Here is an 11,810-nt window from a genome sequence, read left to right as displayed (position 1 = left end):
TTACTTGATGTCCAGCATGTTCCAGTTGCCGATATCCTGGTTCACACCTTCACCACCTTCCTGGCCATCTGCACCCAAGGTAAAGATATCCACAGTGCCATGCTCACCTGGATTCAGGTATTGGTACTCGTTACCCCAAGGATCCTGTGGCAGACGTTTGATGTAACCATCTTCACGGTAATTACGTGGTTCTGGCGAAGAACTTGGCTTTTTCACCAGCGCATCCAAACCCTGATCGGTGGTTGGGTACACGCTGTTGTCCAGACGGTACATGTCCAGTGCGCCTTCCAATGCACTGATATCAGTCACCGCTTTTTGCTGATCGGCTTTGTCTTTGTTCCCCAACAGGTTTGGAACCACCAAACTTGCCAGTACACCCAAAATGACGATAACAACCATGATTTCCAGCAGGGTGAAGCCCTGTTGACGACGTTGCATTTTCTATCTCTCCTGAAAAAACGCTGCTTGGCAGCTAGTTGGGGTTATACGCCCACAATATTGTTGAGCTGGATAATTGGCATTAAGGTTGCCACGACAATAAACAGCACGATACCGGCCATCGCTATGATGAGGGCCGGACCGAAAATACCCAGTGCGATGTTGACCTGGGATTCAAAATCCCGGTCCTGATTGTCTGCGGCGCGGGTCAGCATCTGTTCGAGCTCACCACTTCGCTCACCACTGGCAATCATATGCAGCATCATGGGTGGAAAAAGTTTCGATTTTTCCAACGAAACCCTGAGGCTCGCCCCTTCCCGGACGCGATCCGACGCTTCCAGTACTTTGCTCTTTACCCAGGTATTGGTCATCACATCTGCCGCGACCTTCATGCCATCGAGCAGGGGGATAGCACTAGAGGTACAAATCGACAGTGTGCGGGCAAAGCGTGAGGTATTTAGCCCCCGGGCAACCCGTCCAACCACTGGCATATTTAATACACTTCTGTCCCACCCAAGGCGCCGGCTTTCGTTTCGAAGCAGCGCCCGGAAAAGCACAAACAGCGCAACGCTGACACCCAAAACCAACAATCCCCAATTGGTGACGAAATCACTGGCTGCTAACAGCACTTTGGTAATGTTTGGCAGCTCCGCACCAGTTTGTAGGAATTGGCCCACAATGTCCGGCACAACGGTCGCGAGCAAAAAGGCTACGATGCCAATAGCCGCGACAGTCAGCACCATGGGATACACCATGGCCTGGATAAGCTTATTTTTTACCTGCTGGCGATTTTCTACGTAATCAGCAAGACGTTCCAGCACAGGGCCTAAGTGACCGGATTTCTCACCGGCAGCAACCATGGCGCGGAACAGCTGATCAAACACATGGGGATAATCACCAAGGCTATCGGAAAGGGTGTAGCCCTCTACGACCCGAGCACGTACACCGGTAAGCATGTTCTTCAAACGCTGCTTTTCTGATTGCTCAGCAACAGCCTTGATACACTCTTCCAGTGGCATACCCGCCTGAACCAGCGTCGCGAGCTGGCGGGTCAACAGCGCCAACTCATTGGTGCTGATGCCGCGCTTAAAGCCAACAGAAGCGGATTGCTTTTGCTGCTCTTTCTCATGCGTCTGAGCCACTTCCATTGGCACCAGCGATTTTTCACGAAGCATCTGACGCGCCTGACGGGCTGTGTCAGCTTCAATAACGCCTTTAACGGTGCGGCCTTTGGCATTTAACGCTTTGTATTCAAACGCTGCCATCAGCCCTCCCTGGTCACACGCAGGACTTCTTCAAGCGTGGTCTCACCCCTACGCACTTTCATCAGACCATCAGCGCGGATGCTTGGGGTAGACTCGCGAACATAACGCTCAATCGCCTGCTCACCCGCTTCGTTATGGATAAGCTCTTGCACTTGAGTATCAACCACCAGAAGTTCGTGGATACCGGTACGACCGCGGTACCCTTTGTGGTTGCACTTCTTACAGCCTTTGGCTTTGTAAAGGGTCAGCGATTCGCTTTCCGGCATTTCAAACCAGGCTTTGCTCTGGGCATCAGCTTCATAAGGTTCTTTGCAGTCTGGGCATAAGGTACGAACCAGTCGCTGCGCCAGCACGCCAAGAAGTGAAGACGACACAAGGAAAGGCTCAATGCCCATGTCACGAAGACGGGTCACAGCACCAACCGCGGTATTGGTGTGAAGCGTCGACATCACAAGGTGACCCGTCAACGATGCCTGCACCGCAATTTGCGCAGTTTCAAGGTCACGGATCTCACCAACCATCACCACGTCCGGGTCCTGACGCAAGATAGCGCGAAGGCCTCGGGCGAAGGTCATATCAACCTTGGTATTCACCTGAGTCTGGCCGATGCCATCGATATCAAATTCGATAGGGTCTTCGACCGTCAGAATGTTTCGCTCCGCACTGTTAAGCTCCGTCAGGCCAGCATAAAGCGTGGTCGATTTACCCGAACCAGTCGGACCGGTCACCAGCAAGATACCGTGCGGACGCTTGATAAGATGCTGGAAGTTATCATGCACCGCCGGGGTCATGCCCAAGCTTTCCAGATCAAGTTGGGTTGCGTTTTTATCGAGAAGACGCAGTACAACGCGCTCGCCGTGGGATGACGGCATCGTCGATACACGCACATCAACAGCACGGCCACCAATACGCAGCGAAATACGACCATCCTGAGGCACGCGTTTTTCCGCAATGTCGAGTCGCGCCATGACCTTGATACGTGATACCAAAAGTGGTGCCAGTTTACGGCTGGGGCTCAATACCTCACGCAGCACACCATCCACGCGGAAGCGGATAGACAGACTCTTCTCGAAGGTTTCAATATGGATATCCGAGGCTGTTTCTTTGATCGCCTCACCGAGCATGGCGTTAATAAGTTTGATGATCGGCGCATCATCTTCCGACTCCAGCAAGTCCTCACTTTGTGGCAGTTCTTCTGCCAGCGCAAAGAAGTCGTCACTGTCTGCACCAATGTCTTCCATCAGCTGTTGAGCTTCTGATGAATCACGCTGGTAAAGCTGGGTCAGCTTTGGCTCAAAGTCTTCGGAGCGCAGTTGAATTGGCGTGAAGCCATGACCCAAAACCCGACGCACTTCATTGAGCACAGCAGGCTTTGGCTGATCGCGATAGTAGAGCAGAAAACCGTTCTCTGTTCGCTCCACCACGACGCCATGGCGCTTGGCAAAGCCAAACGGCAGCCGTGTGGCTGCCATTGGGACATCAAGGTCCTGAACCAGTTCTGCTTCCGTTTCCTGGGACAGCATTTCCATGGCCTTACCTCAGCTCAGCCATGATGGCGCGTACTTCCGCAGGCATGGTCAAATCAGAGCCAAACTCCGGCAATACTGGTGTTGTCACACCTGGCATCAGTTTCACTTCTTCCTGCGCACGGAAAATCTGCTCTGCACGGATGTAGTTGTATTTGCGTTGCGTGATGCCATCTGCAGTCAGACCGGTGCGGATGATAGTCGGCTTAATAAACAGCATCAGATTACGCTTGGTTTTGCCTGACGATGTTGATTTGAACAGGTGGCCAAGAATCGGGATATCGCCCAGCAAAGGTACCTTCTGCTCACTCTCGTTGGTTTGTTCGTCAATCAGACCGCTCAGTACAATCATCTGCTGATCAGCAGCCAGTACCGAGGTGTTGATTTGACGCTTACCAAAGCGGATATCGACGGCGCCGCTTGCGCCCAGCACGTTCGAGATTTCCTGTTCGATGTTGAGCTGTACGGAATCACCTTCGTTGATTTGCGGGGTGATCTTGAGTTTCACACCGACATCTTTACGCTCAACAGTCTGGAATGGATTGTCGTTGTTGGAACCTGTGGCAGAGCCTGTCACAACCGGCACCTCTTCACCCACAATGAACGAGGCTTCTTCGTTATCCAATACCATCAGGCTTGGCGAGGAGAGAATATTGGAATCACTGTTAGTCGACACTGCAGTCACCAAAGCGGTCCAGTCACCGAAGACAACACCGGCAGCGAGGCCACTGACGCCACCCAACACTTCTGCAATCGCCGTAGGGTCGCCGGATTCTGTGATTGGCACTTCCACCAGATTGTTGTTGTCAAAGCGAGACTCTGTGGTGGTGGTGTCTTTCGCTTCTTCCTGCGCAGCCAGGTAGTTAGTGATGGGTACGCCGGTATTACCAAACTGGATACCACCACCGTCCAGTGAGCCCCACTGAATACCGAGATTTGCACCGTCGCTTTCTGACATTTCGACGATCATCGCTTCAATCAGAACTTGGGCACGGCGAATATCAAGCTGTGAAATCACCCCTTCCAACGCACGCATAATGTCTGGTGGCGCAGTAATGACCAATGAATTTGTGCCTTTGTGCGAAGATATCTTCACGTCGCCACCCACGCTGGCAGCAGCCTTCTGACCGCCCTGTTTCTCAGCAATCAAGTTTTCAGATACGCCCTGAAGCACATCAACAACATCTTCGGCCTTGGCGTAACGCAGATAAATAACGCGGTTGTTACCAACGGTTGCCATTTCACGGTCAAGCTGGGATATAAGACGGCGGATGCGATCGCGTACCTGCGGCTCACCGGAGATCAGTACGGAGTTGGTGCGCTCATCTGCAACAAAACTTGGCTGCAATAGTGCTGGGGTGTTCTTGCCGTCGCCTTGCTTATTCAGGCTTTCAACAATACGCACCATTTCTGATGCCGAAGCATGCTTGAGGTTAACCACCTCAACTTCTTTGTTACCCGCTTGGTCAACGCGCTCAATGATGTCTGCCAAACGGTTTACCACCGCTGCACGGCCCGTGATCATGATGACGTTGGCTGGGTCATAGTGAACCACGTTGCCAGCACCAGCATTATCAATCAGCTGACGCAGCAACGGAGAAAGTTCACGTACAGAGACGTTTTTCACTGAGACAACGCGGGTCACAACCGCATCGCCCTGAATATTGTCATTGTCACCCACGACTGGAATCGCCGATTGCTTGGCATCTTTGTCACGCACTACTTTCAGTACGCCATTTTCCATTTCAACCACTGCAAAGCCATAAACTGACAGCACATTGAGGAAAAACTGGTAGTACTGATCTTCATTCAGCACGTCGTAACTGCGCACGTTTACTTTGCCGCGTACCGCAGGGTCAACAATGATGGTTTTCTCGAGGTTGCGTCCTACAATCTCGATAAATTCCTGAATATCTGTTCCCTTGAAACTGGCACTGAATTCGGCAGCCCAAGCTCCCATGCTTTGCATGGCAAGCACACCTGCTACTAACCAGGATGTTTTACGTTTCTTCCACGTATTCACTTCGTTCTCCGTTTCCAGTCCAGTTACAGACCGATATAAATTTCGTGCAATTGACCGTCACGCTGGACGGTAAGGCTGATCTCAGAGGCATCAGACAAGCTTTGCCAGATACGGTTCATTTCCGCAGGGTTGGTCAAATCCGCCCCATTAATCCCTACAGCAATATCCCCGGACTGAAGACCCGCCTGTTCAAACAGTCGGCTGTCTCCGCCAGGGCCCAAGCGGTAACCCACTAGCCCTTCTTCGTTTCTTTCCTGCGACAGGGTGATGTATTTCAGCAGCGATTGCGGATTGTTCATGATTTCCGCTTTCACATTGCTCAGATCTGCCTGTCCTGTGTTCTGGGGAATATTCGGCCTGGTTTGCGCTCGGGTCGGCGCAGGAGCAGAGCTGGACTTGTTGTAATCCACGCCCGCCAGCATCAAAGCTTCGTCACGGCCGTTATTTCTGAGGATAACGCGATCATTGAGTACCTGTCTGAGGATAACCCGCGTTCCCTCTATCGCTTCACCAATGCCGTAGGTTTTTTGCGAGCCACGGTTGGCAATAACAGCTAATCCGCGATCAGGTTCAGAGCTCGCGACCAGTCCCACCAAAGTCAGGTTCAAACGGGTACGTGGAGCATCAACGACGGGTTCGGGTTTCTTCTCAACAGGTGCCGCTTTGGTGCTGTATCGGCCAAAGAAATGACGATTAACCAATTTATCGAGTTGGTAGGCGGGCCCCTGTGCACTGACACTAGCCACCGCTGCGGGGGTATCAGAAACAGCTTCAGGTGTGGCGTTCGGCACCCAAACCCACACCAGTCTTCCCAGCGTCCAAGCCAGTATCAGAACCAGTAAAAGCGTCACCCACTTCGCGAGAGTGGCCGGAAACGCTTTTCCAAGTTGCGGTTGCGCCCAAACGGGTAAGCGCTTTATCCCAAAATTCGCAGACATGCTTTTCCTGTTACAAACATCGGCATTTCATTGCCATTCAGTCAATTGCCGCATTTGGTACCTGGTGGCACCTTAATATAAGAATATGAAATTAACTGTCCAATTTACCTGTTTTCTCTTCCCTTGCCGATAAGTGAGAACCGATTTTTGTCTGAATGATTCCATTGCGGCTTGAAAGTTAGACGAATGGACACCATATAAGAGCTCTAATTGTGATGCTGATCGTATTCAGCAAACGTGATAAGTTTAGCCCCCCGAATGTAAAGGAGTGTCTAGTGGGATCGAAACACAACGATTTTGATCAAGATTTGCAGGTAAGGCTGGATAAATGGCTGTGGGCCGCACGTTTCTATAAAACACGCACCATAGCGAGAAACATGATTGATGGTGGCAAGGTTCACTACAATGGTCAGCGCTCAAAACCGAGCAAACTGGTGGAAATTGGTGCCGAGATCAAACTGAGACAAGGTTTTGATGAGAAAATCATCATTGTCGAACAGCTGAGCGAGCGTCGCCGCGGCGCGCCTGAAGCTCAGGCCCTTTACCGAGAAACTGATGAGAGTCTGTCGCGCAGGGAACAACGAAGCCTTGAACGCCAGATGAATGCACACAATCCAAGTCCAGATCGTCGTCCTGACAAAAAGCAGCGACGCGATATTATCAAATTTAGAAACAGTAACGATTAACGCCGGAGAAGTTATCCCATGGCACAAGACAGTCTGCACCGTTACTTGTTCGATGGCGTCTCCGTACGCGGCGAACTGGTTCAACTTTCTGATTCATTCCAACAGCTGACCGGCAGCAAAGACTACCCGGCGGCAGTTAAAGATCTGCTGGGCGAGCTGATGGTAGCGACCAGCCTACTGACAGCAACACTGAAGTTTGAAGGCAGTATTACGGTCCAAATCCAAGGTGATGGCCCTGTGTCACTTATCGTTATCAACGGTAATCATGACCAAGTATTACGTGGTACAGCGCGCTGGAATGGCGATCTGCCAGAAGCGGCAACTTTGCCGGAGCTGATGGGCAAAGGTCACATCGTAATTACTATCGAACCAGACCAAGGTGAGCGCTACCAAGGCATCGTGGGTCTGGAAGGTGACACGTTGCAGGAATGTCTGGAAGACTACTTCGCACGTTCTGAGCAATTGAAGACCCGTCTGTGGCTGCGCACCGGTAAAGTAGACGGCGAATCGAAGGCGGCTGGTATGCTGCTGCAAATCCTGCCAGATGGCATGGGCAATGAAGACGATTTCGACCATTTGGCTAAGTTGACCGAGACAGTTAAAGACGAAGAGCTCTTCAATCTTGAAGCAGAAGAAGTGTTATACCGTCTTTACCATCAGGAAAATGTGAAAGTCTACGAACCGAAAAATGTGACATTCAAGTGTTCATGCTCGCGTGAGCGCAGCGCTTCTGCGATTGCTGCCATTGAGCGTCAGGAAGTTGAAAAAATGGTCGCAGAGACCGGAAATATCAAACTTCACTGCGACTACTGCGGTGCAGACTATGAATTCGACTCTGTTGATATTTCAGCAATTTTTGACCAAAACGGCCCTTCATCGGAAGCCGTGCATTAATAATTTTCTTAAATAATTAATGGTTAAAAATCCCACAAAAACCGGCCTCTGAGCCGGTTTTTTCGTCAATTATCTCCCTTTTCCCAAAAAAAATACGCCGCACTCTAACTGCTTAATTTTGTACAAATAATAACCACTTCCGTGTGGCACATACGCGCAACATGACGGTAATATTATAGGTACAGACTGGTTAAGACTATTACAAACCCTTAATTTGTTTGTGGTTATTTTTTGAGTTAACTCTCTGAATTGGCTAATTCAGGTTGCTAGCATGGACGACAGTTACATTACATCTTACCCAAGGAGCACCTATGACTGTCATGAACGTCGAAAAAAAGGTTGCAAATAATATCGATTTGTCAAAACACGGCTTACACGATGTTAAAGAGATTGTTCGTAACCCTACCTACGAACAACTTTTCGTCGAGGAGACCAAGCCGGAACTGGAAGGATTTGAGAGAGGCACTGTTACGGAGCTGGGTGCAGTGGCTGTCGATACCGGGATTTTTACCGGTCGTTCTCCCAAAGACAAATACATTGTGCGCGACAACACAACCCAAGACACCATGTGGTGGTCAGATCAAGGGACTAATGATAATAAACCGATCGACCAACACGTCTGGGATGACCTAAAAGCCCTCGTTACCCGTCAACTGTCAGGCAAACGCGTGTTTGTGATTGATGGTTACTGTGGTGCCAACCCTGACACCCGCCTGAGCATCCGCGTGATCACCGAAGTGGCCTGGCAGGCACACTTCGTGAAAAACATGTTTATCCGCCCAACAGAAGAAGAGCTGGAAAACTTTGAACCTGATTTCGTGGTCATGAACGGAGCAAAATGCGTCAATGAGAAGTGGCAGGAGCATGGTCTGAACTCCGAAAACTTCACAGTCTTCAACCTGACTGAGCGTATGCAGCTCATCGGCGGTACCTGGTACGGCGGTGAGATGAAAAAAGGTATGTTCGCCATGATGAACTACTTCCTTCCGCTCCAAGACATTGCGTCTATGCACTGTTCTGCCAACATGAACAAAGAAGGCGAAGTAGCGATTTTCTTTGGCCTGTCAGGCACAGGTAAAACCACCTTGTCTACCGATCCAAAACGCGCACTGATTGGTGATGACGAACATGGCTGGGATGATAACGGTGTCTTCAACTTTGAAGGTGGCTGTTACGCGAAAACCATCAAGCTTTCCAAAGAAGCTGAGCCAGATATCTACAACGCAATTCGCCGTGACGCGCTGCTGGAAAACGTCACCGTTCGCAACGACGGTTCTATTGATTTCGACGACGGTTCTAAAACCGAAAACACCCGCGTTTCTTACCCGCTCTATCACATTGAAAACATTGTGAAGCCGGTATCGAAAGGTGGCCATGCTAACAAAGTGATCTTCCTGTCTGCGGACGCATTCGGTGTATTGCCACCAGTATCCAAGCTGACACCAGAGCAAACTAAGTACCACTTCCTGTCTGGCTTTACCGCCAAGCTGGCTGGTACTGAACGCGGTATCACTGAACCAACCCCAACCTTCTCTGCTTGTTTCGGTAACGCGTTCCTGACGCTGCACCCAACCAAGTACGCTGAAGTGCTGGTAAAACGTATGGAAGCGGCAGGTGCGGAAGCGTATCTGGTCAACACTGGCTGGAACGGATCCGGTAAGCGCATTTCCATCAAAGATACCCGCGCGATCATCGATGCGATTCTGGATGGTTCGATTGAAAAAGCGGAAACCAAAGTGGTTCCAATCTTCAATCTGGAAGTGCCTGTCAAACTGCACGATGTTGATCCGGATATTCTGGACCCACGTGATACTTACGTTGACCCACTTCAGTGGGAAAGCAAAGCAGAAGACTTGGCGAAACGCTTTGTCGACAACTTTGCGAAATACACCGACACACCAGAAGGTGAAGCATTGGTGAAAGCTGGCCCTCAGCTTGGCTAAGACATAGACACCAAGAATCAAAGCCCCCAATTTGGGGGCTTTTTGTTTTTCGGTTTGCAGGACAATCTCTAAATTCCTTCACTGCCTTGGCGCTGAAACGGATTACTGCTTGAATAACGTTGATTTTTGCGCCAACCTCAACAGAATTGCGGCGTAACACGCTGCCTTTTCCGCATCAGATAACTGAAGAGAGAAGATCGCCAAATGCGTTTCCTTGCCAAGCTGCTCGCCTCGCTTGTCATTATTACTATTGTCGCATTGGGTGCGCTTCTTATCGTGCTCAGCACCAATTACGGCCTGCCTTTGGTACAAAAAGCGGTCAGCACTTTTACCCCCTACTCTCTGCGCGCAGAATCTCTGGATTACGATCTTCTGACGCCTCTTTCACTGGCCTTACATGAGCCAGAGCTGATTGAGCAAGAAAACGAAACCACCATTTATCGAGCCGGATATGCCTCCATCGCTTTGTCAGTGTGGGATTCACTTGATGGTTCACTTGCCTTGCAAAGCGTGGTGGTGCGCAGAGCCAACATTGATCTGGCAGACAAAGCAGCCCTGCCGACATCACTTTCTGTTAAACATCTGGCATTGGACGATGTGGCTTACCAAAGCAATAGCTTTGCTTTCGACCACGCCGATATTCAGGTTTCCAATTGGCGCAACACAGAAGACAAATGGGGAAGTTGGCAAGGACAGTTCCAGTTTTCTACGCCTTCACTCTCAATAGATGGTCAAACGCTTTCCAACCTCTTGCTCGACAGCGAACTGACTGACGAAAAGTGGGAAATTTGGGGACTGTCATTCAACAGTGAGTTTGGTAACGTGACCGGCAGCGCCACAGTTGAAAACAAAGAAGTGTTGCTCCACCAGCTCACATTGAGTGATGCCCGTATCGAACGCTCTAGCAACCTCGCTAATCTCACTGCGATGTGGGGTTCATTGAGCAAAGACTACGACATTGCTATCAACCGCCTCGATTTATTAGATGTGAGCGCATCAGTAGATGACTTCACGCTAGAACACCTCAACCTTTCTGCACAGTCGGTAAATCTTCGCAATGGCGAGCTGGTATGGGCAGCCAACGATGCCTCTTCGCTCTTGTCATTCAACGCCAACCTCATCAACTACGACACGTGGCTGATGACCGATGTGCTGGCAGAGATGTCGCTTTCCCCTTCACGCATCGAGGTTGGCGCTTTCTCTTCCAAGATTGATGACGAAGGCTACATTTCATTTGCCGGAGACATGACGCCCGCTTCGTTGTCATTGAGGTCACTGGTGCTTAATGGTCTGACACTGGAAGTGGAAAGTGAACTTTCAACGACGCTTTCCTCACATTGGAAACGCTTCGATAATATTCGCGTTGGCAGCCTGTCTGTCAGACACACCAACGTGACTATGCCTGACCCTGCATTTCCGTTTCAAGTCATTGGATTGAATCTTAAAGGTAAGGATTTACTACTCAGACAAGCAAGTCATGATGGCATGTGGCTTGGGCAACTAACTGGCAGTGCGAAGGCTGCCAGCATTAACCGCATTCTGGTTTCTTCACCCTACGCTGCAATGAAAGTCGAAGAAGGAATTTGGCAGCTCGACCCTCTCAGCCTCACTTTCCAGCAAGGGCAATTAGCCGCAAAAGCAACAGCCAACCTGAGCAACCCAAGTCGTCCCTGGACGCTGGAAGGCACAGGGCTAAGCCTTCCAACGTCTATCTACTCGCATTGGCTGGGTCTGAACCTGCCTCTTGACGGTGAACACGATCTCGACGTGAAAGTCTCAGCGCTTGGTGGCGACGGTGACAGTCTGGCCTACAGCCTAACTGGCGCTCTTAAAGCCACACCGCACAGCACTGTCATACAAGTCGGGGAAGACGAATCCTTCAGTCAGTCGTTGATGACGCTGTTTTCAGATAAGCGTGAAAACGCTGAACGCAACACTCTCCCTATCAGTGTCGGGGAAGTGAATATCACTGCAGACCGCGGCCGGATCAGCTTGGCTCCACTCAGTCTGGTGCACGAAGAAAAACGTTCTACTTTGTCTGGACAGTGGGATTTAGTCACCGGCGGAGGCAACCTCTCCCACACCAATCGATAAGGA

Annotated in this window: 9 protein-coding genes; 4 read left to right on the top strand and 5 right to left on the bottom strand. The window is 50.5% G+C overall.

Annotated features, from left to right (window positions below; all coding sequences use genetic code 11):
• The 5 genes from gspG to gspC all read right to left on the bottom strand — a co-directional run bounded on the left by gspG (position 1) and on the right by gspC (position 6,190).
• Positions 1–438 carry a type II secretion system major pseudopilin GspG gene (gene gspG / locus GCE9029_RS23510; RefSeq protein WP_062667459.1) on the bottom strand — a complete coding sequence of 146 codons (438 nt, stop codon included), beginning with the start codon at positions 436–438 and terminating at the stop codon, positions 1–3.
• Positions 439–482: 44 nt separating this feature from the next.
• On the bottom strand, positions 483–1,703 hold the full coding sequence (gspF, locus tag GCE9029_RS23505; RefSeq protein ID WP_062667458.1) for a type II secretion system inner membrane protein GspF: 1,221 nt from the start codon (positions 1,701–1,703) through the stop codon (positions 483–485).
• Positions 1,703–3,175, bottom strand: coding sequence for a type II secretion system ATPase GspE (gene gspE, locus GCE9029_RS23500; RefSeq protein WP_231870193.1), 1,473 nt, complete (start codon positions 3,173–3,175; stop codon positions 1,703–1,705). The genes gspF and gspE overlap by 1 nt, the downstream gene beginning before the upstream one ends.
• A 61-nt stretch (positions 3,176–3,236) precedes the next feature.
• Positions 3,237–5,252 (bottom strand): type II secretion system secretin GspD, encoded by a 2,016-nt coding sequence (gene gspD, locus GCE9029_RS23495; RefSeq protein ID WP_062667456.1) that lies wholly within the window; start codon positions 5,250–5,252, stop codon positions 3,237–3,239.
• A gap of 23 nt (positions 5,253–5,275) precedes the next feature.
• Positions 5,276–6,190 (bottom strand): type II secretion system protein GspC, encoded by a 915-nt coding sequence (gene gspC, locus GCE9029_RS23490; protein WP_062667455.1) that lies wholly within the window; start codon positions 6,188–6,190, stop codon positions 5,276–5,278.
• A gap of 275 nt (positions 6,191–6,465) precedes the next feature.
• Here gspC and hslR point away from each other — a divergent pair, with 275 nt between their 5' ends.
• The 4 genes from hslR (at position 6,466) to GCE9029_RS23470 (ending at position 11,807) form a co-directional block, all read left to right on the top strand.
• The gene (gene hslR / locus GCE9029_RS23485; protein ID WP_062667453.1) at positions 6,466–6,876 is read left to right on the top strand and encodes a ribosome-associated heat shock protein Hsp15; all 411 of its coding nucleotides are present in this window, start codon (positions 6,466–6,468) and stop codon (positions 6,874–6,876) included.
• Positions 6,877–6,894: 18 nt separating this feature from the next.
• On the top strand, positions 6,895–7,770 hold the full coding sequence (gene hslO, locus GCE9029_RS23480; protein ID WP_062667451.1) for an Hsp33 family molecular chaperone HslO: 876 nt from the start codon (positions 6,895–6,897) through the stop codon (positions 7,768–7,770).
• A 311-nt stretch (positions 7,771–8,081) separates the two neighbouring features.
• On the top strand, positions 8,082–9,713 hold the full coding sequence (pckA, locus tag GCE9029_RS23475) for a phosphoenolpyruvate carboxykinase (ATP) (RefSeq protein ID WP_062667449.1): 1,632 nt from the start codon (positions 8,082–8,084) through the stop codon (positions 9,711–9,713).
• Positions 9,714–9,917: 204 nt separating this feature from the next.
• The gene (locus GCE9029_RS23470; RefSeq protein WP_062667446.1) at positions 9,918–11,807 is read left to right on the top strand and encodes an AsmA family protein; all 1,890 of its coding nucleotides are present in this window, start codon (positions 9,918–9,920) and stop codon (positions 11,805–11,807) included.
• Positions 11,808–11,810: the final 3 nt, after the last annotated feature.

The sequence above is a fragment of the Grimontia celer genome, assembly GCF_900055185.1.
In the GTDB taxonomy this organism is placed as follows: domain Bacteria; phylum Pseudomonadota; class Gammaproteobacteria; order Enterobacterales; family Vibrionaceae; genus Enterovibrio; species Enterovibrio celer.
The sequence above is the reverse complement of the archived record's forward strand: the minus strand, read 5'-3'. Positions and strand labels throughout refer to the sequence as shown.